Below are 24,836 nucleotides of genomic sequence, written 5' to 3'. Positions count from 1 at the left end.
AGAGAAGACCGGCGAACAACACCGCCGCCATCCCCCCTTTTTTGGATTCTGATTCCAATCAGTTTAACCATTCACGGCCCATTTGCAAATGGAGTTGTTAGATCTCCTCCCCGTCTAATCTAGTGCTGCAAAAACTCAGTCGTGAAAATTTCATTTGGATCGACTGTTTCCTGCAATTGACCGATTTCTACGAGCTGGTGGATCAAATCTCCCCAACGTTCTTCTGTCATAAACCCGACTCCATTCTCCTTTGCATCGCCCCCAAAGACAAACTCGAATTGCGTTTCTGCTTCATACGCAAGTTCCTCTAAAGCAATATTTTTATTCGCTTCATGGATGACTTCGTTCACTTCCTCATCATGGTCTTTGTAATAGTTCCATCCCGCCGTATAAGCTTCCATAAAGCTCGCAACTGTGTCTTTGTTGCTTTCTAAATAGTCTTTGGTAACAAATAAAACGACATTATATGGATTGTAGCCTGCCTCTGAAATCAATAACGTTTCTGTGCCAATTCCTTCCCGTTCAAGAAAAAACGGTTCTGACGTTAAAAACGCTTGCGTCACCGCTTCTTCATTTTCAAGAAAATTAACATGTTGGCCATTGTAAGCAAGTTCGGTGACGTCGCTTAAGTCATATTGTGATTTTAAATAATCCCAATATGGAATGCCCGGCTCAATATAAGCAGTCCGACCGTTGATGTCGGCAAAGCTGTCAGTCCCATGCCCTTCATGGAACATGAGTGCTTGCGGGCTTTCCTGCAAGCTCGCCGCTAGCGCTACTAGCTCAATGCCTTGGTTCCTTGCGATTAAAATTTGGTCAGCATGGGCTAAGCCAAACTCGGCTTGGCCTGCCGCCACCATTTGAATAGCCGAGACTTCAGGGCCACCTGGTTCAATGTCAACGTCAAGGCCGTTGTCTTCGTAATACGCTTGTGACTGAGCAGCAAAGAAACCGCCCATTTGCGCTTTTGGAAACCAGTTTAAGACTAGCTTCACTTCTTTTGGCCCATCTCCTGTCGCCTCACTGCCACAGCCGCTCAAAACCGCTGCCCCTAAAAGCGACAAAGCCAGCAACCGGTAACGTTTTTGTCGATTCTCCATGTTGATTTCCCTGCTTTCTTTAAAGGTCTTGTTTGATGGAAGATTCATGCCACGAACCAAGGACTACTTTCGCCAAAAGGCTCATTGCCAAATAAAAACTTATGCCAAGAATAGCGCCGCAAATGGCCAGCGCAAAAATAAAGGACGTGTTCACTTGAATGGCTGCCACCGTTATCGCGTAACCAATTCCCCCTTTCCCTCCCCCGACGCCAGCGACGTATTCGCCGACAATGGCGCCGACAATCGATAAAGTAGCGGAGATTTTCAAACCCGCCATCATAAACGGCAGTGCTGCTGGTACACGAAGCCTCCACATTTTCTGCCATTTTGAAGCGTTATAAAGAGAAAATAGCTCGTCCATTTGCTTATTGACCGAATTAAGGCCCATGAGGGTATTTGAAACAATTGGAAAGAAACCAATTAAAAACGAGACAACGACAATCGCATTAAAACCAGCTCCAAACCAAATGACAATAATGGGGGCAATAGCTACCACAGGCAACGTCTGCAAAATAATTGCGTATGGGTAAATGCTGCGCTCAATCACTTTTGAGCTTGCCAGCAAGATCGAAATGCCTACGCCAATCACAGCACTAAGCAAAAAACCAATAGCAGAAACGACGACAGTGACGCTGACTGCCTCAGACAATAGTGGCCACTGACTCGCCGCAGAGGCGACAACGTCTGTCGGCTTTGGCAAAATGTAGTGAGGGATGCCTAGCATAAGCGGAATCAGCTGCCAGGTAGAAACAAACACGATAAAGGCTATAATTGGACCTAAAAAATAGCGGGTAAAACGATTGCTTGCCAATTGAGGCTTTCGCTGCGGGGAGCGCTTAGAAACAACTGGCTTTTTTGCCTGCTGGATCGTCGTTGTTGGCATTAGGCTCCCTCCTTCTGTTTGTTCGAACCTTCTTCAAGTGCCTTACTCGCTTGTTCCACATAATCGTTATAGACTTCTGATGTCCGGTCTTCCAACCTCCGAGGGCTTGGCAAGTTGACATCAATCACTTCTGTAAGCCGTCCTGGGCTGCTTGAAAGCACAGCTATTTTCGTAGACAAAAAGACAGCTTCAAACACATTGTGTGTGACGAACAAAATCGTCGCGGCTTCTTTTTTCCAAATTTCCAACAACTCGACTTGCAATTTTTGTCTAGTGATTTCGTCAAGAGCGGCAAATGGTTCATCCATCAATAACAATTTCGGTTTTGCTGCCAATGCCCGGGCAATCGATACACGCATTTGCATGCCGCCGGACAATTGCCGCGGATACGAATAAAGATGTTCGGTTAGCCCGACCATCTCTAGCACGCGCTGTGCTTCGCTGCGCGCTTCTTTTTTGCTCACGCCTTTCAGTTCAAGAGGCAACACGACGTTGTCAATGACTTTACGCCACGGCAGCAACGTTGGCTCTTGGAAAACAAAAGCGACGTTAGTGGTCTCTTTGATTGTTTGTTTTGGCGACTGGCCAAACACCGTTACTTCTCCATCCGTTGGTTCGGAAAGCCCTGCCGCCATCCGCAATGCTGTAGATTTTCCGCAACCGGACGGCCCTAAAAAAGTGACAAATTCTCCTTTTCTAATCTGGAGATTAAACGAATGTAAAGCAACCGTACCGTTATTGTACATTTTGCCAACTCGGTCAAAGGCAACTAGTTCTTTTTCTCGTCGATCCAAACAAAACGCCCCCTTTTGTTATGCAAGACTATGTCGCAATTGCTGAAGTTTGTTGGTTTGTTGTTATAGGCAATAGTAGTGTTTTTACTGGTGTGCGTCATTGTTTAAATTAACTAAATAATCTATCGTTAACTATCATTTTGTTGGAAAAGGGGAGTATTTCGATGTCTAATGTGGACCAACAAAACCGCACAGCGATCATTTCATTGGCGTTTTTCGGGGAATCACCGATTCGTAGATCCTACCTAAAATGTGTAAGGTTTTTTCACAGATTAAATCAGCTTTTTCAGCATGGAGCAACGGCCGAACAGATCATTGTTGTTTGCACATCATCACGCAAACGCTTTCTATTTTGTTTCTTTTTATTTCTCTTAAACGCTAGACTTAACTGTGAGAGTGCTGAACTTCGGCATGAGCTATAGACTGATGGGTTGCTGCAGCTTTTTTTAGAAAAAGCCCACGCTAGAGGGAGGTATCCGTCCGCGTGGGCTTCCCTTATTCAGCTAATACTTCTTCAAGCAAGCTAAAGTTCGTATATTGTTCAAACTCTGGCTGTTGGTTAATACTGTCCATATTCAATAAATGTTCGCCAATCACGTCAGAACCTTCTTTTAGGTCTTCAGTTACATCCATGGAATACTCGTTGCGCTCCATGATCTCGGCAATTTGTTCCCGTGGCAAATGCTGTATTGCTTCATCCATGATGTCTAACGCGCCTTCTCGATCTTCATTGATATATTCTGTTGCTCGCAAAAGAGCGCGCAAAAGGGCTTTGACGGTATTCGGGTTTTCCTCTAAAAACTCTTCTGTCACCTGGAACGTCGAATAATACTGCATCCAATCAACTTCCCCTTCTGCTCCAGGAAGTTCTGAAACGTTTCCGCTAACTAAAAACGTTGCTCCTTGTTCTACTCCTGTTGTAATCCACGGTTCCCAAGCTGCCATTAAATCAATGTTCCCATTGTCCAGTGCGGCAATTTGATCCGTAGGCGACATGTTAATAAAGTTCACCGTATCTAAATCAACACCAAGTTCATCAGCCATGTTTTGCAGGGCGATCGTTACGCCCGCCCCTTGGACCATCCCTATTGTCGCCCCTTCTAAATCTTTTGCACTACCCACTTCAAAATCCGGGTGGGCAATCACCGCCTGTGTACCAGAAATATTCGCCATTGGAGCAACGATAACATTGTCTACATTGGAAGCCTTTAATGTAATATTCGTAATGGTTGTTTCAAAGCTTGCTTGCGCATCCCCGCTAGCAATTAGAGGGCCAATGTCTGGGCCGGATTGGACAATTTGATTTGTTACATTTAATCCTTCATCTTCAAAAAAACCCATTTTATCTGCAACAATCTGTTGTGCGGAGACTTGTGTATCGACAACGCCGTACAACGTTATATCTGTTGTTTCTAAGTCACTTGATTCATTTGTGCCCACACCAGCTGGTTCATTCCCATTCCCACAAGCACTTAATAGCGCTGCCGTTACGAGCGCTATGCCTGCGCCATTGGATACCCGTTTTGCCTTTTTCAACATTCTCGATTCCCCCACTCTTCCATCACTCATTTATCTCGTTTTCGTTACTGCATCATTGATTTGTGTGCCTTGCTTCCACTTAAACAGCCGCTTTTCCATTTGCCCGAGAATGAAAGCAAAGATCGAATAAAGCACACCAATTAAAGCTGCCGCCAAAAACATATTATCCATTTGAAAAAAGTTTCTCGAATCAATAATCAAATAGCCTAACCCTGAATACGAACCAATCATTTCAGCTACGACCATCGCTGAAAAAGAAATGGCCAACGTGACACGCATGCCTACGAATATTGGCGGTAGCGAGGCAGGCAAAATGACTTTTTTAAACACTTGCCATTGGTTCGCACCAAGCGATAGCGCCGAACGAATCAAAAGCGGATTGACATTGCGGATGCCGTCAACAGTATAAGCAATCATTGGAATAGCGGTTGCATATGTAATTAACGTCAATTTTGGCAGTTCTCCAACTCCCATCCAAATAATAAAAATCGGTAACAGCGCAAATGGAGGGATTGGGCCAACCATATTTAGGAATGGCTCGACTATATTTTGTACAAGCTTAAATTTTACAATCATAAAAGCGAGCATAACCGCAAGTACAACCCCAAGTGCAAAACCTAATAGCAACCGCCACGTGCTGGACCAGATATGAGTGAATAACACACCTTGGTTGTGGAGATGTAAGACTGCCTCAAGAACATTCACTGGCGTTGGCAAAAATGCCGGATTCATCCACTCCATTTGGACATTTAACATCCCTACAACTTGCCATAATAGAAAGAAACCAATAACCGTCATACCACGAAACAAACTATCTTGATCGAGCCAGTGCTTTTTTTTTGCGCTGCCTTTATGATTCATTGCCGCTGACTGCATATTCGGACTTCCCATTGCTGACATCGATTCATCCTCCTAATGCCTTCAATTTCTGATTATCTGCCGACAACAAGGCTTGCATATCTTTGGCAATCCTTAAAAACTCGGTGCTTTCCTCATCTCTTGGCCGGCTTAATGGGACTTCAATATTCGCCTTAATCTCCCCATCTTTCATTACTAAAATTCGGTCAGCTAAATGGACAGCTTCTGAAATACTATGTGTAACAAAAAGAACCGTCGTCTGAAGCTGCATCCAAATCGATAACAACTCTTTTCTCATTGTCTCTCTTGTCAAAATATCAAGCGCTCCAAACGGTTCATCCATTAATAGAATACGGGGTTTATTCGCTAATGCCCGCGCAATCCCAACCCTTTGTTTCATCCCGCCTGACAGTTGGCTTGGGTATTGACCTGCACATTCTGCTAACCCAACAAGCACTAAATATTCGAAAGCCATTTCCAAAGCTTTAGCCTTAGGTTGTCCTCCCAAAATCGGCCCAAGTGCAATGTTTTCAATCACGGTATACCAAGGAAATAAAGCATGTTCTTGAAAAACCACGCCTCGTTCCTTACTCGGACCTTCAATTGGCTTTCCGTTTACTTCAATGATTCCCTCGTCTTGTCTAGAAAACCCTGCAATCAAATTAAGCAATGTCGACTTGCCGCAACCGCTATGGCCGAGTATGCACACAAATTCATTTTCTCCTGCAATAAAGCTTACGTTTTTTAAGACATGCTTTGTTGCATCATTTGATTGGTACGATTTATTGACTTGTTTTATCACTAAACTCAACTAGATCCCCTCTTCCTTGTTCAGTTTATTTTGACTTTTCACCTCGTTCCAATCTATTTTCATTTCTGTGCATCATTAATAACGGAGTTGATTCAAATTGAATTATAACAACGCTATTTAAATAGTCATTGTTCATAACAGCTAATCTTTTAAGTGTTCCCTTGTTTAATACAACTAATTGATCTAAAGATTGCTGTCCCAACAGTGATAGGATATGTGAGAAAGAATGACAGCTTTGTTGGTGTCTTCCGTGAGCGGAAGGTGAAAAACAAGCAGCAAAAACGTTGAGCAAGTTGCTTGTTGTTAACGATCGTTACAAACCAGGTTGAGGATAAAGAAATCTTTCCGTAAACAAAAAGGAATCAGCCCGCCTGGTTACCAAGACGGGCTGATCCCTTTTTAGCCAACTTTAACTACCTACAATTTTTTCATAATATATAACAGATAAGGGGCGCCAATGATCGCAACGAGCAAGCCAGACGGAATGTCTTTCGGATAAAGGACAAACCTGCCTAGCAAATCAGCTGTCACAAGTAGAATCCCGCCTAGCAACATGGAAACAGGGACAACGAAACGGGTTTTGACGCCAACGATTCCCCTAGCAGCGTGAGGAGCAAGAAGGCCGATAAAACTAATTGCCCCTGCTACGGCCACCGCCGCCGCTCCAGCACCAACTGCCAAAAGCAAGACGAGGGCACGGACAAGCTGAATACGCAAACCGAGTGTAACCGATACTTCTTGGTTTAAGGCGAGAACGTCGAGTTGACGGGAAAACGAGTAAGAAATAGGTACGAGCGCGATCAGCACGAAAGCGAGAAACCAGACATCCTGCCAATTCATCCCATAGGTGCTTCCTGCCAACCAGAGGAGGACAGGCGCAACGCCGACTCCTGCCTTGACAGTTAAAATTTGAATGATGCCTGACCCCATCGCTGAGACGGCGACGCCCATTAACGCCAAAGAAATGGGTTCCCAATTCGATCGTTTCGTCGCTAACAGAATTACAACGATCGCCAATCCCGCACCGGTGGCTGCCCCTACAGGCACCCAGGCAAACGATAGTGACGGAAACAGCACTATAACAGACAAGGCACCGACGCCGCCGCCAGAAGTAATTCCCAAAATCGACGGGTCGCCAAGTGGATTGCGGAGCACACTTTGCAGCAAAACACCGCAAAGGGCTAACAACGCACCAACGAGAAAGGCAACAAGCACCCGGGGCCAGCGAAACTGCACCGTGACTGTATCGAAAAGTGCCCCTGATACTATTTCCGAAAAACCGTAAAAGCTACCGCCGCCGAACGCTAGTGCACCGATCGCCACCACAAGCAAAACCGCCACCATGCTTGTAATCAACCAAGGAAACGACAGCTTGCTTCGATTTCCACGCAGCGTCTGATTCTGCCCTTTATAGCGTTTTCCTGTCCGGTAAGCTAAATACATCAACCATGGTCCGCCTATTAAAGCAGTGATCGCGCCAACAGGGATTTCACTTCCTGGCTGAATAAACCGAGCCAATACATCTGCAGCGATGAGCAAAAAGGCGCCCCACACAAAGGCATGGATGAGCTGCTGCCGATGGCCGCGAATGCCGAGCATCCGGACAATGTGTGGCGCCATTAAGCCAATGAAGCCAATTGGTCCAGCGACGCTTACTGTCGCAGCTGCCAACACGATGGCCAACAGCCATCCAGCTGCTTTGATCCGCTGGATAGATGCACCAAGGCCAGCAGCAGCCTCTTCCCCTAAAAGCAATAAGTCAAATTGTTTTCCTAATAAAAGCAAAAGCAAGCCGGCACAAACGATGAACGGGAGTGCAAACCGGAATCCAGACCAGTCATTCTGGATCAATGTGCCTGCTCCCCATAAAAACAAGCCGTTCGTCTCTTGCTCAAACATAAGCTGCAAGCCGCTCGTCACTGCCGCAAACAAAAGAGAGACAATCATCCCCGTCAAAGCAACGCGGACGGGATCCATTGCCCGTCCAGCAAGTGAGAAGACAAGAAGCGCTGCTAATGCAGAGCCGAGAAAAGACACAATAAATGGGTACGAACTATTTATGCCTGGCAAAAAAACAGCTGCAGCTACGACCATAAAATAGGCCCCAGCATTAATTCCAAGCGTCCCCGCCGAAGCAAGTGGGTTTTTCGTCAGCGTTTGCAGCACGAGGCCGGCCATGGCCAAAGCGCCGCCAGCCAATAAACCGACAGCAACCCTTGGCATGCGGACGCCTAATACGACGCTTTGAATACGGCCATCTCCTTCCCATAAACCAAGCACAAGCTCCTTTAGTGTAAACTGTGCTTGCCCTTGCGTTAAATGAAGGCCGGAAATAACCAACAACAAGGAAAGGCCTACTATTAAAAGAAAAAAGGAATAAAAAACGCTCTTGCCTTGTTCATTCATCACTTACTGGTCTAATGCTTCAACGGTGCGGTCGATCAACGTCATTGCCGACAGAGGGCCACCGTACGGCCACGTGTCACCGCCAAGGGCATAAACCCGGCCCTCCTTTACAAAATTCAAATCATTCCATACTGCATTGTTTGCCAGCCCTTCCTCAAATAAGCCATCATCGTCTTGGACGATATGGAGGAAGTTTGCGTCCTCGACTGAAAGCAGCTCCTCTACCCCCGTCGTAGCGTACCCGTACAACTCAAAGCTTCCTGAATCATAGGCATTGTTTAAACCAATTTTCTCTAAAATTGCTGGCGCCATTCCATTCGGATTGAATAAGCGGAACACAGGCGCCTGGTTATCGGTATAAGCCATCGTCAACACGAAATCTCTCGTCTCGAGGTCCATAGACTCGATTTTTTCCTTGCCTTCTTCATATTTTTCATCGAGTTCAGCCAGTATCGCTTCCCCTTCCGCCTCTTTGTCTAACACTTTTGCCATTTCGCGGAATGTCGTTTCCATTTCTTCGTAATGAGTAATGCCTTTGCTTTCTTCAGGATAAGGATCAAAGATGAGCATTGGCGCAATGTCTTTCAGTTCCTGTTCAATATTTTCAGAACGATAATTTGCTGATATAATAAGGTCTGGCTCTAATTGGGCAATAGCTTCCAAATTAGGCTCCGTTCGCAAGCCTACATCGACGACATCGTCTGAAAGCTCTTCGCGGATATCTACCCATTTATGGTAATTTTCGACGTCAGCCACTCCGACTGGCTGGACACCAAGGGCCAATAAATTTTCTACATACGTCCAGTCAAGGGCAACAACACGCTTAGCCGGTTCTGTAAACGTTTGCTCTCCTTGTATGTCTGTAACCGTGATGGAACCCGTGTCGCTATTGCCGTCTTCTGACGTATTTTCTTGTCCGTTCCCATCGTTGCTGCTATTACATGCCGCTAATAACATAAACGCGCTGGCGGCGACAAACAAATGCCTCTTTTTCATATCTATTTTGCTCCTTTTGTTGATAACAATTTTCATTCTCAATAACAATATAACGGCTTCGACAGAAATCGGCAAGCCTTTTTACGATCAAATCCGGCAAGAACTGCCTATTTGTTCATAGCTAGCAGCTGTTTCATCGTTAGAAGCTCTTCTTCCTTCGCAACAGCAATGCTTTTATCGAGATACTTGCTCGACGTTAAATCGTGGTACGCGTGCATAGGGACAATGTGAACATGAAGATGGGCTTGGTCAAATCCGGCAATGGCAACGCCGACTTTCTTAGGTCTGAGTGTATTATTCACCTGTTTACTTAAAAGCCTGACTGCTTTCATGACATCGATATATTCCTGTTCTCCCAGCGTATAGAGTGCTTCCCGATGTCTTTTTGGAATGACGAGCATATGTCCTGGGCGAATTGGCTGAATATCTAGAAAAGCAATAGTTTGTTCGTCTTCGTACTTCCTTATTGGCAATGGCACAAAACAAACACGTCATTTGAATATACACCTCCCTCGCTTTAAAGTTCAGCTGCGTAATGTGGACGCTTTGGCAATAGTTTGTTGTTCAGTTATTCTTATAGGTACGTTTTCCTTCTTGTATACGAATCGAGCATAAAAAAATTTGATTATTGCTATCATTCTCAAAAAGATCTGCACTTTTACGAAAATATGCTATTCTAATAGTGTGTGAAAAGGAGAGTGATGGCGATTCAATTAACGACTTACACTGACTACGCGTTGAGAGCACTTCTCTATGTCGGCAGTTTGCCAGATGGCGAACGTACACAAGCGAAAGACATTGCCTCTGTCTACAACATTTCATTGAATCACCTACAAAAAGTCATCCACGACCTCGGCAAAAAAGGCGTGCTCCACACGACTCGCGGTAAACACGGTGGCATTGCCCTAGCCCACAAGCCTGTTGATATCAATATTGGCGAGTTGGTGCGCGAACTGGAAGATGTTCAACTTGTCGAATGCTTCCGTGACAACAACAACTGTCTAATTTCGAATAGCTGCAAATTAAAAGCAGCGCTAGCCAAAGCGCGGCATGCCTTTTTCCAGGTTCTTGACCAATATTCACTAGCTGATTTTCTCGAAAACAAGGCCGATTTGTATGTACTGTTCAAAAACGCTGGCCATGAAGAGCCACTCACACCTTAATCAGTATTCACACCTAGAAGGAGAAAACAGGTATCGTTATGGAAAATCGTTCAGCTGCAGCATTGTGGCAATCATTTAAAAGCCGTTCTCAAAATGTACCAGATCACTATGAAGCTTGGGCATTCGGTGATACGGAAGAAATGGCCGATGAGCTGGCCGAACTCGTACTAGCCGGGAAGAAAACAGCTACCTCTTCCAACTACACGTTGTATGAATTGGAGCAAGAACCGCTGCCAAAAGTTGGTCAGCATCATGTGCTGCTCAACGGCAAGGGGGAAGCTGTCGCTGTGATTGTGACAACGGCTGTCACGGTCATTCCCTACAATCAAGTGACAGAAGAACATGCTTTTTTGGAAGGAGAAGGAGACCGCTCCCTTGCTTATTGGCAAGATGTGCACGAACTGTTTTTTACTCGGGAGCTTGAAACTCAGGGGCTTGCCTTCCACCCTGAAATTCCGGTTTTATGCGAACAGTTTAAAGTCGTGTATCGGCGCTAAAAGAAGGAGCTGGTTTTCTTCAATAGAAAAACCAGCTCCTCGTGATTCCCTTGCCTACGCTTGACTTGTCTACTTTGCCTCGTTTTGCCAAGCACTTCATGTCTTCACCGCCAACTACAGTTTATCATTCACCGCTCTTATGTCTTTCAGGTCCAATTTTGGCTTTCGTTTTTCATCAAGCAACCCGTTGATTTCTTGCTGAACGTCTGTAATTTGCGTATAGCAAAAACCGGATACATAAGGAAGTGCTTTTATCGCATCGGTAATTGCTTCATAGCGCTGCAGAAATGCTTGTTTCGTTGCGACTTGGTTGCCGTACCCCCAGCCGTCTTCCGACTTAAAAGCAATGCCGCCATATTCACTGATTAAAACAGGCTGGCCGTTATAGTGGTAGCCTTCGGCGAATGGATATTTGTCATGATTATGCGAGTATTGGTTGCTTAAGAGCGCCTCTTTGTCCTCATATCTTGCCAGAAACGCTTCAGCAAACTCTTCATAGTCGTGGAGCGTGATTAAATCAGAAATGGTATGCTCCCAACCGTCATTTGCAATAACTAGGCGCGTCTCGTCTATTGACTTTGTCAAATGGTAAATCGCTTCAGTCAATGCTTGTTGTTGTTTGCTTTTTAACACGTCTTTGATGCCCCACGACTCATTAAAAGGGACCCAGGCGATAATCGATGGATAATGGGCAAGCTGGCATACGACTTCCTGCCATTCGCTCGTAAAGGCGCCCACCGCTTCTCGGGAGAACGTATAAGCAGATGGCATCTCTGCCCATACGAGCAAACCTTTCTGGTCACATAAAGCATAAAACCGTTCGTCTTCAATTTTTTGATGTTTGCGCACGCCATTAAACCCCATTGCAATAATTGCGTCAATATCTTGTTCAAGCGCTTCTAACGATGGCGCTGTCAAGTGTGTATGTGGCCAATAGCCTTGGTCTAGAATCAATTTCTGATAGATGGGGCGATTGTTTAAAAGCACTTGGCCATTTTTCGTCGAAATTTTCCGCAAACCGAAGTAAGAAAAAGCTTCATCTACCGCTTTTCCGCCTTGGTAGACAGTAAACGCCACATCGTATAAGTGGGGATGTTCTGGCGTCCAATGGGCCACTTTCCATTCATGGATGTCAGCCTCTAAATCAACTGTTAGTTTCAAGTTGCAGCTTTCAGGAGAAAAAGACAGACGGCGCACCTCTTTTCCTCGGAAAGAAACGACGGTTTCGATTTGCAGTCCCTCAACCTTGTTCGTATTCAGTTCATAATCAAACTGAACAGCATGTTTGTCAAAATCCGGTGTAATTGCGACGTTTTTTAAATAAGTATCAGCGACAAACTCCAGCCATACGCTTTTCCATATTCCAGTCGTTTGCACATACCAGCAGCCGAAATTTTCATCGGTCCACCGTTGCTTCCCTCGTGGTTGGGATGTGCTTTCGCTGTCTTCTGCCCTGACAACAATCTGTTGTGTTTCCCCTTGTTTCACATACGGTGTTATATCAAAAGAAAACGCGGTATTCCCGCCAACATGTTCACCCGCAACTTGCCCATTGACCCATACAGTTGCTCGATAATCCACTGCTTGGAAATGAAGCAGAACACGTTTGCCTTTTTGTTCAGTTGGAATGGTGATGTTTCGGCTGTACCATACCACAGGGTGAAAGGCAGTCTCGCCAATGCCGCTTTCCGGCGATTCATAAGAAAAAGGCACACGAATCTTCTGGGAAAATGCGCTCTTCAACTGCCATTTTTCCATGACACCCTTGTTTTGGTCATCAAATTCAAAATCCCATGACCCATTTAAATCGATCCAGTGTGTGCGCACAAGTTTTGGACGCGGAAATGCTTTGTTTGCTAATGCCATTTGCCAGCACTCCTTTCGGGTGTTTATCTCCAGTTAAATAAAGCGCTTTCAAACAATCGCAGCATTTAATCTCAAAAAATATGTTTACAAACATTTTTTTTGTTTAGGTAGATCATACGCTTCCCTATCTTCGTTGTCAATATTTTTTGTTGAAGAAAGCCGCCCTGATGGGCGGCTTCAGACCGTAGACAAAACGCCTTTGAGAAAATGATTCTCAAAGGCGTTTTGTTGATGATAAAGAGATGGATGGATATTGGAGACTTTGGAGTTGGAGGGGTGTTCCTCCTCCAACTCCAGGTGGCTAATTTTTTCAAGTTCATCGCAGCAAAAACAAGCATCGCCTGCATTGCATTTTTTTCCAACCCTTTGAGGTTGGTCCAACGCAGACCATGCTTCTGTTTCAGATCGGCAAAGACACGCTCAATCGTTTCTTTTCGCTTGGCATAGATGTCTCGGTTCCGTTCCGTATGCCTCAGATGTTCTGCCTCATCCAGAGCATCTTGCCAAATATGGCGAAGAACGAGCTTTTGGTGGTTTTGGCTCTTTGTACATTGAGCGAGCAGCGGGCACGTCTCACAAATTCGAGGGTCGGAGACATATTCCCGGTACCCCTCTCGATTCGTCGTTCGGTAAGAAAGCACCTGGTTTTGTGGGCAGAGAAAACAATCGTAGTATTCATCATAGACAAACTCGTTTTTTCGGATATAGCCTTTAGGGGTCATCGGGCGTTTATACGGCATAACCGGATGAACGCCTTCTTCTTGAAGTTTTTTGGCAATGGCAGGCGTTTTATAGCCCGCATCCACAGCGGCGACCTTCGGTCGGCACACCTTGTCTTTCAATTGGTCAAACAGTTCGTGGAATACTTGGCTGTCGTGGACATTCGCCGGTTTTACGATCGTACCTAAAACAAATCCATTGGCATCACAAGCGGTATGGAAACTGTAGGCAAACATCTTTTCCCGCTCGCTTTTGACGTAATAACCGCTCTCAGGATCTGTGGTGCTCTCCTTGACCTCCCTCGTAGGATCTTTTTTCGAGGGAGGCAGGGGCTTTTTTCCGTTTTTCACCCGTTCCCCATTGATTTCTTCTTCTAGTTGGTTTTGATACGCACGCGTCTCAGCACGCACGACCTTCTTCCGATACTTTCGTTTATTGGCGTTGGCTTTAATCGGGGTCGAATCGATAAAAGCCACTTCTGGATTCACAAATCCTTTGTCCATGGCTGTTTTCAGAATGCGATAAAAGATTCGTTCAAACACGTCACTCTCACGAAAACGACGAGCATAATTTTTCCCAAACGTAGAAAAGTGGGGAATCTTGTCCTCAAAGCCAAATCCTAAAAACCAACGGTAGGCCACATTGGTTTCAATCTCTTTGATCGTTTGGCGCATCGAACGAATGCCGAAAATGTATTGGATCAATACCATTTTAACTAACACCACGGGATCCACACTAGGCCGCCCCTTGTCCTTTGAGTAAAGATCTTCGACAAGGTCATAAATGAAATCAAAGTCAATCGCCGCATCAAGCTTCCGAACGAGATGATCCTCTGGCACCAGCTTTTCAATCCAGACCATCTCCATCTGCATCCGTTTATCTTCCAGCTGTTTGGACAACATGTTTCCTCTCACCCCGTACCCTTTTTCTCTTTTTTATTGTACAAAAAAGCCTGTCGACTGTCTCGGGAAAACCGAGACTTTGTCGACAGGCTGAAGCCGCCCTGATGGGCGGCTTCCGTATGATTTTGGAGGTTTATCGCCCATTCGAAAAACGGATAGCTCGCATCCGACTTTGCTTTTCGATAAAATACAGATTGACCATATTAAAAAAGGAAGTGGCAGAATGCAATCAATCAAAGGAAAAGTGGCGCTTATTACAGGAGCTGGACGTGGAATTGGCCGTGCTGCAGCCGAGGCTTTTGCGAAAGAAGGAGTCCATGTTGGTCTTGTTGGCCGTACGCTAGAAAACCTTCAGAAGGCTCAAAAGGATTTGGCACAATACGAGGTGAAAACAGCGCTCGCAACCGCAGATGTTGCCAATTTAACTTCTATTTCTGCAGCAGTGGCAGCGATTCGTGAGGAGCTTGGGGCCATCGATATCCTCGTAAACAACGCGGGTATTTCAAAGTTTGGCGGATTTATGGATTTAACTCCAGAAGAATGGACCGATATTATCGATGTGAATGTGAAAGGGGTATATTACACAACGCGTGCAGTATTACCTGAAATGATCGAGCGAAATTCAGGTGACATCATTAACATTTCCTCCACTGCAGGTCAAAAAGGTGCGCCGGTTACGAGTGCCTATACAGCCTCTAAAGCAGCAGTGATTGGCCTTAGTGAATCATTAATGATGGAAGTTCGCAAAAAAAATATTCGTGTGACCACTCTCACACCAAGTACAGTAGCGACAGATATGGCGAAGGATTTGAACTTAACGGATGGCAATCCCGATAAAGTGATGCAACCAGAGGATTTAGCAGACTTCATGGTCGCTCAACTCAAGCTTCATCCTCGTGTCGTTCTAAAGCATGCCGGGCTTTGGTCTAACAATCCTTAAGAGAATCAACAGAAAGACTAGGTCATAACCTCAGTTAAACTAGAAAAAAGAAGTACGCTCATCAGACGAGCGTACTTCTATTCATTTCTTGGCTAATTTTGTCCCGCCTCTACTCGTCAAATTCAATGACTAATTTCAAGTCTTGGGGATGATCGCCAAATTCTTTTCCAAATAAATTGATTCCGCCTTTATGGAGCGCATTTTCCTTAATACCGATACGAACCGTAATGCAAGGATGATCCTCTAGTTGCAAATCGGCAATCGTGACTGGATTAACAGGCAAGTGGTCAAGCAGCGCTTGCTTTTTCGTCACCGTCCACGTTTTAAGGGCGCCATATTGTGTTCTCGTATTGTGAAACCAAGTTGGCGGATTCTGCTTGCCTGGACGGTCGCCAAAGTCTCCTGGGCTTGTCCATGTGCCAATATCAACGCCATTTATCCAAACGGTAATGTCAGACGGCCAGTCATGATCATAGTTAGGCGCTTCTGAACACAACTCACAGGAAAAAAGCAAACTGGCTATTTTCTGTTTTGGTTTTAGGGCGAACGGAAATTTATACTCAAAAAAGCCAGTCCTCGTCCATATCATTTGTGCAGTTGAACGGTCTGGATGGTAAAATTGGACAGGATCGTCTTCATTTAAAACGACGCCATCGCTGTTTGCCATGCCGCATGTCGGCGTAACAGAAAAGTCAACATAGTGCCCGATTGGCATATTGATTTCGTATGTGCGCTTTTCAGTCCTATGACTACCATCATTTAAGGCGATATGGATGTCATCAAAGTTGCGTGTACACACTTTCATGGCACCGCGGCTAGCTGGGCGTAGTTCGGTTAAAATGAGCCCTGCCTCTTGTAGCACATTTACGTTTGACGCCGCTGTAGAAATAGGGACGCCGATGAGGGTGGCTAACTCATGCACACTATACGTTTCCTTGCTTAGTAGTTCAACCATGCGGACGCGGACATCCGTCGACAACGCATGGCACACCTTGCGCAATCTCACTGGTTCATGAATGGACAACTCTAGCAAAAAACGACACCTCCAGTTTCTTTCATTTTAGCATATACGGATACAGCCTCCTTTTCCATAGCTTTTTTAGCTTCATTATTGCTTCACCGCTATGTAAAAAGCGTAAAACGGATTGCATCCGCAATCCGTTTTGTTTAGCCAAGCCCAACCGTTTATTATCTGTCGCTCAGCATCTTATCGTTAAAGCCAAACAGCCAAGTGAGCACGAAGGCAATGACGCTCGCTGTTACGTTGCACAAAATATAGAGTGGAAGCTGGCTATTTAAATATAATAGCGTGCCTGGAATGACTGTGATTGCCATCCCCGTTGCACTTAGCTGAAATATTGAAGCCATAAAGCCCCCAACGCCTCCGCCGATTAAGCCCATGACGAACGGCTTTACATACCGCAAATTTACGCCGAATATAGCTGGCTCTGTGATGCCGAGAAAGGCCGAGAACGAAGAAGGCAAGGAGAGTGCCTTTAATTTGTTGTTTTTCGTTTTCAGGCCGACGGCAAGACAGGCTGCGCCTTGTGCCGCTATTGCGGCTGTGACGATCGCGTTGAATGGATTGCTTCCCGTTTGTTCGAGAAGTTGGATTTCCAAAAAGTTAAAGATATGATGAACACCTGTAACGACAATAATTTGATTAAAGAAACCGATTAGGAGCCCAGCGATCCCGAACGGCAGACCCAGCAAATAGGTTGTCGCATTTAGGACGACTTCTTCAAACGAATGAAAAATCGGGCCAATGGCAAACAGACCGAGTGTAATCATGACCAGCAATGTTAAAAACGGTGTTACGATCAAGTCGATTGCTTCAGGAATCCGCTTTCTCAAAAAGCGCTCAAACTTTGCGCCAATAAGCCCGATGAAGAATGCAGGCAAAACCGAACCTTGATAGCCGACCACAGGTATGAAGCCAAACATAACAAGCGCTTCTTCGGAGCCGTTGGCAACACTGTAGGCATTCGGTAGTGCCGGGTTTACGAGCATCAATCCAAGAACAATACCGAGCACCGGACTGCCTCCAAAAACTCTAAACGCCGACCAGGCTACCAAGGCAGGCAAAAATGCAAACGCCGTGTCTGTTAATATTTCTGTGAACATGAGAAAATTGGCCGAAATATCGGCAGGCGTCATGCCAAACCAAGCTAGCACCGTTTCTTGTGTGAGCAGGCCGCGGAGGCCCATGAACAATCCTGTTGCCACCAACACTGGAATAATCGGTACAAATACATCGCCAAAAGTGCGGATCGCTCGTTGAAATACATTGCCCGTCTTTTTTGCTTCTGCTTTTAGTTGGTCTTTGCTTGTGCCTTCTACGCCTAAGCTCTCAATCGCTTCAAAGACTTGGTTGACAGTGCCGGTTCCAAAAATAATCTGGTACTGGCCAGAGTGGAAAAACGCGCCTTTCACTTTGGCGATATTTTCTACTTTTTTCTCGTCGATCTTCTGTTGATCGTGGACCATAATGCGAAGCCGTGTCGCACAATGGGCAAAGGAAGCAATATTGTCTCTGCCGCCGACGGCTTCAATGACCTGCTTGGCAATTTCCCGATTGTCTACTCCCATATCATTCATTCCCTTCTATATCGTTTCCCGCATGAGTCAAATCCCACTTGGTAGCTTTTAAGTGGGCATTGCCGTTGTTTACGAAAAAACGGATTCCCTTGCTTTCGGGCTGTGGAAAAATCCGGCTTGTAAACACTTCTTCGCCGTCGTTGATAAACAATTCGACTGAAGAGGTGTCGACAAACAAGTGAAATTGAATCTGTTCTGCCACTAGCCTGCAGGACCGAGTCGCCCCGTAGCTGCTGTTGATTATTTCTCCAGCCATTGAACGATCCATTGTTACCTTCTGCATAACGGTATTATAAGTAATAACGGTACGCTCTTTTTCACTGGCGCGGATTTCAATTCCGACGGCTTCGGCCTCGATTGGATCAAATGTACAGACCATCTCAAAAGCGGCGCCGGTAATGCCATCATACGTTTTTGCTTCATTCGTTAACGTATCCTGTACGTCGCTTCGCTTTTGTCTCAGCTTCTGTAGTTCTACTACTGGCTTCTGTAGCAATTTGCCGTCGCGTAACTCCAATGTTCTCGGCAAAGTTAAACAATGTGCCCAACCGTGGGAGTCTGTTGGATAGCCACTCTCCGGCTGCCCCATCCAAGCGACCATCATTCTCCGCCCTTGCTTATCTTTCATCGTTTGTGGCGCATAAAAATCAAACCCTCTATCCAGCTCATGAAAGCAGCCATGGCTAAAAACAAGCGTTTCTCGATTCAAAGGCTTGCCAGTGACGTAGCCCGACTGATACAAGTTCAAAAAGCGATCACCTTCAGGGGCTAAGCCTTGGGGACAAAACAAGAAAACACCTTGTCCGTCCAGCTCGAAATAATCTGGGCATTCCCACATATAGCCGAAATCATTCAGGTTGGTGCCCATCTCCCCAATGAATCGCCATTCCAACAAATCAGGCGACTCATACACGACGGCGGTGCCTGTGAAGTCATTCCGCTGAGTGCCGATGACGCAGCGATACATATCGTCGTCCTTCCATACTTTCGGATCACGAAAATGGGCTGTATATCCTGCTGGAACTTGATCAATGACAGGCTTCGCCCATTTTGAGACGGCTCGATTTGCATCCATTACAGCGATGCACTGGGACGTTTGCCTGTTCCAATTCTCGTCCCTAGCATTCCCTGTATACATTAAATGCAATTGTGAGTCTTTAACGATGCCACTTCCTGAGTAAACGCCATGGGAGTCAAAAGACGTATCAGGCGCGATCGCTTTCCCAACATTGCGCCAATGGACAAGGTCTTTTGAAGCCGTATGGTACCAGTACTTAAGCCCATGGTACGTTCCAAGAGGAAACCACTGATAAAAAAGGTGATACTCTCCTGCAAAATAAGCAAAACCGTTAGGGTCGTTTAGCAAGCCGGTAACAGGCTGAATATGATATGTTTGCCTCCACTCGCTTTCCTTCACCTGCTTTTGCAAAGCAGCGATTTCTTCAGGAGAAGCCTGTTCTAGGCGGCGGTATTTCTGTTCTCTGTCCATCCTTCTTCTCCTTGCTGATCTGTTCTCTCGATTTTTTCGGAACCGGTTCCAATAAAATAAAAAAATAATGAACACAGCTCCAAAGCCTATTTCACCTACTTCGGAACCGGTTCCACATTTAATATAATCGATGTTCCCCCTTGTTGTCAACGCTTTCACGCTCTATTAATTCACATTGCAGGACTGTAAGAAGGTCGACACGCTCATCGTGAACAAGTTTTATAATGTGCCGTGCGGCTAAACGCCCACCTGCCTCATATTGATATTTCACCGTCGTGAGCCCTGGATGTATCACTTCCGTCACATCATACCCACCAATGCCCGTTACTGAAAGATCTTCTGGAATTCGCCGTTCTTTCATCTGTGCCGCCTTCATAACGCCGAGTGCAATACTGTCCGTTGCGCACACAATCGCGGTTGGAAGCTGCCTGGAACCGTCCAAAATAAGTGAAGCCGCTTCTATTGCTGCCGCAACCTTAAAGCCGCTCTCATAAAACTGAGCCGTGGCGCCGCTTTGCTCCCTCAGCGCTTTTTTGAAGCCGCGCTTCCGCTCGACGCCTACCGCTACATCCTGTTCCATCACACCTAAGTAGGCGATACGATTATGCCCTTTAGACAAAATGTAGCGACCGATCTCGTACCCTGCTGCATAGTCATTGTAAATAATACTGTGGACGTTCGGATGCTGCTGGCCGTGAAAAATGACAGGAATCCCGATCTCCTTGATTGCCGCCAAATGAATATCGGTAATTTGAGTAGCCAATAGGACGATCCCTGATATTTTTTGCCTTGCTAAGTCATATAAGGCCTCTATTTCACGGGATAAATCCTGGTTTGTGTTAATGATGAGCATCTGGTAGCCATTTTCTCTAAGCTCTTCTTCCATGCCCGTAACAGTCTGTGCAGCTGAGAATGAATCAAGCCGGGGGACGATCGCACCGATGATGCTTGTCTTCTTTGCTTTTAAGCTTTGGGCAAATGAGTTCGGAATGTACCCCGTTTCCTTGATTACTTGTTCAATTTTAAGCCTTGTCGTATCGCTGACCGAACCACCATTTAAATAGCGTGATACCGTACTTTTGGCTACCCCTGCGATTTTGGCGATATCTGCAATTGTAATGTTCATTCGCTCCCTCCAGCTGGCCTGTTTCTTGCCCGCCCTCCTGTTGGAATCGTTTCGGTTTGGCTATACACTTTGCTCTCCCTTTCCTAACTAACTCTCCTTACTTAAATATAACATGTAGGCAGATGAGAGCAAACCGAGGCTATCACCAAGATCTACTGGATCTCCGGGAGCAATAAGATAAAAAAAGAAGCACTCTGTTCATAAGAACAGTGCTTCTTTCGAGCAGTGGTTTATCTTTGAAAACAAGTGTAGGTATGGATCCTCTACCCTTCTCTATCTCCAAAAAGTAATTTGCTCTGGACTTAAACGAACAGAGTCATAGCCTTGTTCTGCCGCCTTTCCAATTGAAAGAATTAGCACAGGCGTGTAACGTTCTGGATCTAACGCAAAAGCCTCTGCTAATTGATCGGCCTCAAAGCCACCAATCGGATTTGTGTCGTATCCGTATGCTCTTGCGACGAGCATGAGTTGCATCGCAAACAAGCCACTATCCACTTTAATGACATCGTTGATCTGTTCTTTCGGTAATGTTGGGTAAAGGGACTGAATTGCGGCCAATTGCTGGTCGCGAACTTCTGCTGGCATCTTCCCTTCATCCACCGCTTTATTAAAAATGTACTCGGCATTTTCATGGGACTTAAAGTCCGCAAACACTAACAACATTGCCGATGAAGTATCATTTTGCTTTGTGTTAAATTTAACGAGCGGACGAAGCTTTTCTTTGCCTTCATCACTATCGACTACAACCAAACGCCAAGGCTGCAAGTTCACAGAAGATGGAGCGGATGCAGCATCCTCAATGATACGTAGGAGCTCCTCTTTTGGTATTTTATAGGTCGAGTCATACGTCCGAATCGAACGGCGCCCCTTGATAATTTGCATAAAGTCGTTGCTTTTTAACGTAGATGACATGGATATCCCCACTTTTCCTGGATTTAGTGAAGCATTAAGCACTTCACTACAAAAATCCTAAACTATAAAGTATACTTCATAGCAAGAAAAAAGCAGGGGGATTGAACCATGAAAATTAGCGAAGTCGCCAAAACGTTAAATTTGCCCATCTCGACCATCCGTTACTACGAAAAAATGGGCATCGTTCCGGAACATTATGTGACCAGGGACGAAAATAATTATCGCCATTATGATGAAACAATCATCCACCACCTTCAAGTCGTCAAAACGCTCTTAGCAGTTGGCTTTTCCATTGGTGAAGTGAGGTCGATGATTGAGCGGAACGGATTTACAAAGGAAGAGCATACTCGGATACTCAAAGCGAAAATTGAGGAAATCGAAGAAGCACAAAGGAAATTAGAGCAGTCTAAGCAATATCTTTACGACATTCTCGCCTCAGATATCTCATGTGAAAAAGGGTTCGGTCAGTTGGATTAGCACTCACAATCAACCTCACAACAAGATAAATCTTCAAGCAGCATTTGATTGTCTCTGTACTCGGACATCACATCGTCGTCTATTTGCTCTCCCCACTTGGTTAGCAAATGTTTGATTATCACAGCAAACCTTGCCCTAAATTTATAAATAAAGCAAAAAACAGCGGAGTCGTGTTCGACGCTTGGCCCCGCTACAAACAGATTGTTAACAAGTGTTGATTCATCTGCTTCCTCACTTAATTGGGGCTTCCCATTTCCTTTCCATTCAAAGAACGTTTCCATTTGCTTGGCGCCTGAATGAAAGCCCGTAGCAAGGATTGGTTGCAGCGATGTGGAGATAACTTGCCCATCTCGCAGATAAACCTCATATTGGCCACCTTGCTGTTCGATCTTTGTGACTTTTACATTCTCTACAAATTTAACGCTCCCTTGGCCTACTGCTTGCTGAATCCGCTCAAATGTATAAGGAGAAATGGTCCTGCTCGGATCGGCAGCAAAGTCCTTTAAACGCCCTTCTAACAAAACTGTTACCTGGCTGCCAGATTGTGATAGATGGTAGGCTGCATCCATGCCACTTTCGCCACCGCCAATTACAACACGATTGCCTCTTTCTAATTCTTTATAAGAATCAATAAAACCATTCCTTAGCCCGTATTCGGCCCCTTTTATGCCGTCTGTATTCGGAAAATGGAATTCACCCGTTGCCCAAATTAATGCATCACACGTCCATGTGCCTTGTGAAGTTTGTAACGTAAATATGCCATTGGCTTTCGTCACATTCAAAACAGCCTGTTCTTCTTCCACATTTAAGTGAAAATGATCAGCCAGTAAGTTTAAATAATCACTGTACTCTTCGCCTGTCAGATGCTCTTTTCGAAACGAATAAGCAGGAGACGTTCCAGGGGTAATCGCATTTAAATCGAGCGCACCAAACCCCTGGCCTGTAAAAGAAGGCGTAATGAGTTTCATCTCGGCTGGCCAATGGAGAAAAGATGAGCCGATGACATCAGCTTCCAAAATGACATACGAGTCAAAACCTAATTTTTCTAATAAAATCCCAAGGCCGATTCCAGATGGTCCGGCGCCTACAATAATGATTCGTTTATGTTGAACCATAATTCCCTCCAAAGTGCTTTTTATCTTGGTTTCGATACATCCACTTAACGATTTGTTTTGACATAAAGCTGAGCCATGTATTCTAAATAATCATGGATGGACTCTTCGTTAGGTTCCAACTGCTCAAACACCTCATGAAGAACGTCAATTTCATCATCGGAGGCATCGATGATTTCATTGATGATAAAGGCACTATCAATCATATGTAAGCAATCATCAACGACAAATCTGTAACGCCTTTGTTCCTGAATATGCTTATCTAGAAAGTTCTTCACTTGGCTTCTATAGGATAATGGTTTCACCATTTTCCACCTCCGCAAATCGTAATCATTACGCTTTGTTGTTAAGTATACTCGAACATTCTCGGTAAACACAAGCGTATTTTCTTAAACTTCATCCAGAAAGGGCGTTGAGGAAATACCATTGTTAACGACAACAGCCATTTATTCCCTGAGAAAATTGATGCCGTCCGACTGAAAAACGCGTGCTAAAGGGGGATAACAAGCCATTGGCGACGCGGTAGCTAAATTCGAAAAGTCCTTATTACCTGCCATGACCCCTATCGTGATGGATGGATTTAACAAATGGGGGCTGTCCTTAGGGGGAATAACGATTTCTGATGAATGGTCGATGTAAGTCGGGGCTCGGCAGACGAGCCCCCTTAGAGGATAGGTACGTATGCGCCTGTCATTGGATTTGGCGAAGAAGTTGTTACAGACGCTGTAAAATTTTCATTGACTGACTTTTGGAGTTGGAGGGATGTTCCTCTATTAAATCCGTGCAGCTCATTTTTTACAAGAAGCCGCATGCTGTAAAAAGAAAAAAGCAGCCTTTCCAATGGCATGCCCTTCTCTTCATGTTGGCCTGTTCTCTTATTCGCCGTTAGCTGTTTCCTGCTTTGACAGCAATGCCATGGCGTTCAAGCTCTCCTTTAAGCTCCTCGGCAAAAGCGACAGCATGTGCGCCATCGCCATGAATACAAACGGTTTGTGCGTCAATCTCTACATCGGTGCCTTGCTGAGTCCGCACTTTTCCTTCCTGTATCATCCGCAACACTTGTGCAGACGCTTCTTTTGGATCGGTTATTAGAGCGTTCGGGACACGCCTTGATGTTAGGCTGCCATCTGCTTGGTACGTGCGATCCGCAAACACCTCGCTAGCTGTTTTCAACCCTACTTTTTTCCCAGCAGCAATAAGGGCGCTTCCAGCAAGTCCATAAAAGACCAAATTTGGGTCAACATCGTAAACAGCGTTGGCGAGTGCCTCAGCTAGTGCCTCGTCAGCTGCAGCCATATTGTATAAAGCGCCATGTGGTTTGACATGATGGAGCTTGCCTCCTTGCGCTTTCGCAATCGCCCATAAAGCGCCAATCTGGTACACGACCAGTTCATACCCTTCTTGTGGGGAAATATCGATTTTTCTACGCCCAAAACCGCCAATGTCAGGAAGGCCTGGGTGTGCGCCAATCGCGACACTATGTTCCAATGCACGTGAAACCGTTTCCTTCATCACATGGGCATCGCCTGCATGAAATCCGCACGCAATGTTGGCTGATGAAATGTAAGGCATGATTTTATCGTCGTTCCCTATCGTGTAGGCGCCGTAACTTTCGCCTACGTCGCTATTTAGATCAATGGCATTCAT

22 protein-coding genes and 1 pseudogene are annotated in these 24,836 nt (G+C 45.4%); 4 read left to right on the top strand and 19 right to left on the bottom strand.

Going from position 1 to position 24,836, the window contains the following annotated elements; all coding sequences use genetic code 11:
* Positions 1 to 119: 119 nt before the first annotated feature.
* The 9 genes from BC8716_RS08530 to BC8716_RS08490 all read right to left on the bottom strand — a co-directional run bounded on the left by BC8716_RS08530 (position 120) and on the right by BC8716_RS08490 (position 9,866).
* Complete coding sequence (locus tag BC8716_RS08530) at positions 120 to 1,100, bottom strand: ABC transporter substrate-binding protein (protein WP_094424850.1); 981 nt, start codon at positions 1,098 to 1,100, stop codon at positions 120 to 122.
* 19 nt (positions 1,101 to 1,119) lie between these two features.
* A complete protein-coding gene (locus BC8716_RS08525) occupies positions 1,120 to 1,983 on the bottom strand; it encodes an ABC transporter permease (protein WP_094424848.1) in 864 nt (287 codons plus the stop codon).
* Entirely contained in the window at positions 1,983 to 2,777 is a 795-nt protein-coding gene (locus BC8716_RS08520) for an ABC transporter ATP-binding protein (protein WP_094424846.1), read from the bottom strand. Before BC8716_RS08520 ends, BC8716_RS08525 begins: the two co-directional genes overlap by 1 nt.
* Positions 2,778 to 3,272: 495 nt before the next feature.
* Positions 3,273 to 4,316 (bottom strand): ABC transporter substrate-binding protein, encoded by a 1,044-nt coding sequence (locus BC8716_RS08515; protein ID WP_157730377.1) that lies wholly within the window; start codon positions 4,314 to 4,316, stop codon positions 3,273 to 3,275.
* A gap of 30 nt (positions 4,317 to 4,346) precedes the next feature.
* Positions 4,347 to 5,216: an ABC transporter permease gene (locus tag BC8716_RS08510; RefSeq protein ID WP_094424842.1), complete on the bottom strand. Its 870-nt coding sequence runs from the start codon at positions 5,214 to 5,216 to the stop codon at positions 4,347 to 4,349.
* A 4-nt stretch (positions 5,217 to 5,220) separates the two neighbouring features.
* The gene (locus tag BC8716_RS08505) at positions 5,221 to 5,985 is read right to left on the bottom strand and encodes an ABC transporter ATP-binding protein (protein ID WP_094424840.1); all 765 of its coding nucleotides are present in this window, start codon (positions 5,983 to 5,985) and stop codon (positions 5,221 to 5,223) included.
* 417 nt (positions 5,986 to 6,402) lie between these two features.
* Positions 6,403 to 8,391 carry a Fe(3+)-hydroxamate ABC transporter permease FhuB gene (gene fhuB / locus BC8716_RS08500; RefSeq protein WP_094429205.1) on the bottom strand — a complete coding sequence of 663 codons (1,989 nt, stop codon included), beginning with the start codon at positions 8,389 to 8,391 and terminating at the stop codon, positions 6,403 to 6,405.
* A 3-nt stretch (positions 8,392 to 8,394) separates the two neighbouring features.
* Positions 8,395 to 9,387, bottom strand: a complete 993-nt coding sequence (locus BC8716_RS08495) for an ABC transporter substrate-binding protein (protein WP_094424838.1) — start codon at positions 9,385 to 9,387, stop codon at positions 8,395 to 8,397.
* A 107-nt stretch (positions 9,388 to 9,494) separates the two neighbouring features.
* Entirely contained in the window at positions 9,495 to 9,866 is a 372-nt protein-coding gene (locus tag BC8716_RS08490; RefSeq protein WP_094424836.1) for an HIT family protein, read from the bottom strand.
* 222 nt (positions 9,867 to 10,088) lie between these two features.
* Between BC8716_RS08490 and BC8716_RS08485 the strand changes: the two genes are divergently transcribed.
* Entirely contained in the window at positions 10,089 to 10,550 is a 462-nt protein-coding gene (locus BC8716_RS08485; protein ID WP_254120717.1) for an Rrf2 family transcriptional regulator, read from the top strand.
* Positions 10,551 to 10,588: 38 nt separating this feature from the next.
* On the top strand, positions 10,589 to 11,047 hold the full coding sequence (locus BC8716_RS08480) for an ASCH domain-containing protein (RefSeq protein WP_094424834.1): 459 nt from the start codon (positions 10,589 to 10,591) through the stop codon (positions 11,045 to 11,047).
* A 114-nt stretch (positions 11,048 to 11,161) separates the two neighbouring features.
* Here BC8716_RS08480 and BC8716_RS08475 read toward each other — a convergent pair whose 3' ends face one another.
* Both BC8716_RS08475 and BC8716_RS08470 read right to left on the bottom strand, forming a co-directional pair.
* Positions 11,162 to 12,913, bottom strand: a complete 1,752-nt coding sequence (locus BC8716_RS08475) for a glycoside hydrolase family 2 protein (protein WP_063609645.1) — start codon at positions 12,911 to 12,913, stop codon at positions 11,162 to 11,164.
* 179 nt (positions 12,914 to 13,092) lie between these two features.
* Positions 13,093 to 14,535, bottom strand: a pseudogene (locus BC8716_RS08470) (IS1182 family transposase); the annotation flags it as partial.
* A 223-nt stretch (positions 14,536 to 14,758) separates the two neighbouring features.
* Here BC8716_RS08470 and BC8716_RS08465 point away from each other — a divergent pair.
* Positions 14,759 to 15,475 carry a 3-ketoacyl-ACP reductase gene (locus BC8716_RS08465; RefSeq protein WP_094424832.1) on the top strand — a complete coding sequence of 239 codons (717 nt, stop codon included), beginning with the start codon at positions 14,759 to 14,761 and terminating at the stop codon, positions 15,473 to 15,475.
* Positions 15,476 to 15,584: 109 nt separating this feature from the next.
* Here the strand turns inward: BC8716_RS08465 and BC8716_RS08460 are convergent, their stop codons facing one another.
* From BC8716_RS08460 to BC8716_RS08440, 5 genes are all read right to left on the bottom strand, one after another.
* Complete coding sequence (locus BC8716_RS08460) at positions 15,585 to 16,508, bottom strand: ArsR/SmtB family transcription factor (RefSeq protein WP_094424830.1); 924 nt, start codon at positions 16,506 to 16,508, stop codon at positions 15,585 to 15,587.
* Between the two features lie 155 nt (positions 16,509 to 16,663).
* On the bottom strand, positions 16,664 to 18,064 hold the full coding sequence (locus BC8716_RS08455) for a sucrose-specific PTS transporter subunit IIBC (protein WP_406550687.1): 1,401 nt from the start codon (positions 18,062 to 18,064) through the stop codon (positions 16,664 to 16,666).
* Position 18,065: 1 nt separating this feature from the next.
* A complete protein-coding gene (locus BC8716_RS08450) occupies positions 18,066 to 19,562 on the bottom strand; it encodes a glycoside hydrolase family 32 protein (RefSeq protein ID WP_094424826.1) in 1,497 nt (498 codons plus the stop codon).
* Between the two features lie 118 nt (positions 19,563 to 19,680).
* Positions 19,681 to 20,688: a LacI family DNA-binding transcriptional regulator gene (locus BC8716_RS08445; RefSeq protein ID WP_094424824.1), complete on the bottom strand. Its 1,008-nt coding sequence runs from the start codon at positions 20,686 to 20,688 to the stop codon at positions 19,681 to 19,683.
* Positions 20,689 to 20,961: 273 nt separating this feature from the next.
* A complete protein-coding gene (locus tag BC8716_RS08440) occupies positions 20,962 to 21,600 on the bottom strand; it encodes a nitroreductase family protein (protein ID WP_094424822.1) in 639 nt (212 codons plus the stop codon).
* 108 nt (positions 21,601 to 21,708) lie between these two features.
* On the opposite strand from BC8716_RS08440, the gene BC8716_RS08435 reads away from it, so the two are divergent.
* Positions 21,709 to 22,077 (top strand): MerR family transcriptional regulator, encoded by a 369-nt coding sequence (locus BC8716_RS08435; RefSeq protein WP_094424820.1) that lies wholly within the window; start codon positions 21,709 to 21,711, stop codon positions 22,075 to 22,077.
* Here BC8716_RS08435 and BC8716_RS08430 read toward each other — a convergent pair.
* From BC8716_RS08430 to BC8716_RS08415, 3 genes are all read right to left on the bottom strand, one after another.
* Positions 22,074 to 23,192, bottom strand: coding sequence for an NAD(P)/FAD-dependent oxidoreductase (locus BC8716_RS08430; RefSeq protein ID WP_094424818.1), 1,119 nt, complete (start codon positions 23,190 to 23,192; stop codon positions 22,074 to 22,076). The genes BC8716_RS08435 and BC8716_RS08430 overlap by 4 nt on opposite strands.
* Before the next feature lie 44 nt (positions 23,193 to 23,236).
* The gene (locus BC8716_RS08425) at positions 23,237 to 23,497 is read right to left on the bottom strand and encodes a hypothetical protein (RefSeq protein WP_094424816.1); all 261 of its coding nucleotides are present in this window, start codon (positions 23,495 to 23,497) and stop codon (positions 23,237 to 23,239) included.
* 577 nt (positions 23,498 to 24,074) lie between these two features.
* The gene (locus tag BC8716_RS08415) at positions 24,075 to 24,836 is read right to left on the bottom strand and encodes a LamB/YcsF family protein (RefSeq protein WP_094424812.1); all 762 of its coding nucleotides are present in this window, start codon (positions 24,834 to 24,836) and stop codon (positions 24,075 to 24,077) included.

Origin of the sequence: Shouchella clausii, assembly GCF_002250115.1 — a bacterium.
Classification (GTDB): Bacteria; Bacillota; Bacilli; order Bacillales; family Bacillaceae_D; genus Shouchella; species Shouchella clausii.
The sequence above is the reverse complement of the archived record's forward strand: the minus strand, read 5'-3'. Positions and strand labels throughout refer to the sequence as shown.

Coding starts and splice junctions, on each gene's coding strand:
- BC8716_RS08530 (WP_094424850.1), bottom strand. CDS start 1,100: ATGGAGAATCGACAAAAACGTTACCGGTTGCTGGCTTTGTCGCTTTTA.
- BC8716_RS08525 (WP_094424848.1), bottom strand. CDS start 1,983: ATGCCAACAACGACGATCCAGCAGGCAAAAAAGCCAGTTGTTTCTAAG.
- BC8716_RS08515 (WP_157730377.1), bottom strand. CDS start 4,316: ATGTTGAAAAAGGCAAAACGGGTATCCAATGGCGCAGGCATAGCGCTC.
- BC8716_RS08510 (WP_094424842.1), bottom strand. CDS start 5,216: ATGTCAGCAATGGGAAGTCCGAATATGCAGTCAGCGGCAATGAATCAT.
- fhuB (WP_094429205.1), bottom strand. CDS start 8,391: ATGAATGAACAAGGCAAGAGCGTTTTTTATTCCTTTTTTCTTTTAATA.
- BC8716_RS08495 (WP_094424838.1), bottom strand. CDS start 9,387: ATGAAAAAGAGGCATTTGTTTGTCGCCGCCAGCGCGTTTATGTTATTA.
- BC8716_RS08485 (WP_254120717.1), top strand. CDS start 10,089: ATGGCGATTCAATTAACGACTTACACTGACTACGCGTTGAGAGCACTT.
- BC8716_RS08480 (WP_094424834.1), top strand. CDS start 10,589: ATGGAAAATCGTTCAGCTGCAGCATTGTGGCAATCATTTAAAAGCCGT.
- BC8716_RS08475 (WP_063609645.1), bottom strand. CDS start 12,913: ATGGCATTAGCAAACAAAGCATTTCCGCGTCCAAAACTTGTGCGCACA.
- BC8716_RS08465 (WP_094424832.1), top strand. CDS start 14,759: ATGCAATCAATCAAAGGAAAAGTGGCGCTTATTACAGGAGCTGGACGT.
- BC8716_RS08455 (WP_406550687.1), bottom strand. CDS start 18,064: ATGGGAGTAGACAATCGGGAAATTGCCAAGCAGGTCATTGAAGCCGTC.
- BC8716_RS08450 (WP_094424826.1), bottom strand. CDS start 19,562: ATGGACAGAGAACAGAAATACCGCCGCCTAGAACAGGCTTCTCCTGAA.
- BC8716_RS08445 (WP_094424824.1), bottom strand. CDS start 20,688: ATGAACATTACAATTGCAGATATCGCCAAAATCGCAGGGGTAGCCAAA.
- BC8716_RS08440 (WP_094424822.1), bottom strand. CDS start 21,600: ATGTCATCTACGTTAAAAAGCAACGACTTTATGCAAATTATCAAGGGG.
- BC8716_RS08435 (WP_094424820.1), top strand. CDS start 21,709: ATGAAAATTAGCGAAGTCGCCAAAACGTTAAATTTGCCCATCTCGACC.
- BC8716_RS08430 (WP_094424818.1), bottom strand. CDS start 23,192: ATGGTTCAACATAAACGAATCATTATTGTAGGCGCCGGACCATCTGGA.
- BC8716_RS08425 (WP_094424816.1), bottom strand. CDS start 23,497: ATGGTGAAACCATTATCCTATAGAAGCCAAGTGAAGAACTTTCTAGAT.
- BC8716_RS08415 (WP_094424812.1), bottom strand. CDS start 24,836: ATGAATGCCATTGATCTAAATAGCGACGTAGGCGAAAGTTACGGCGCC.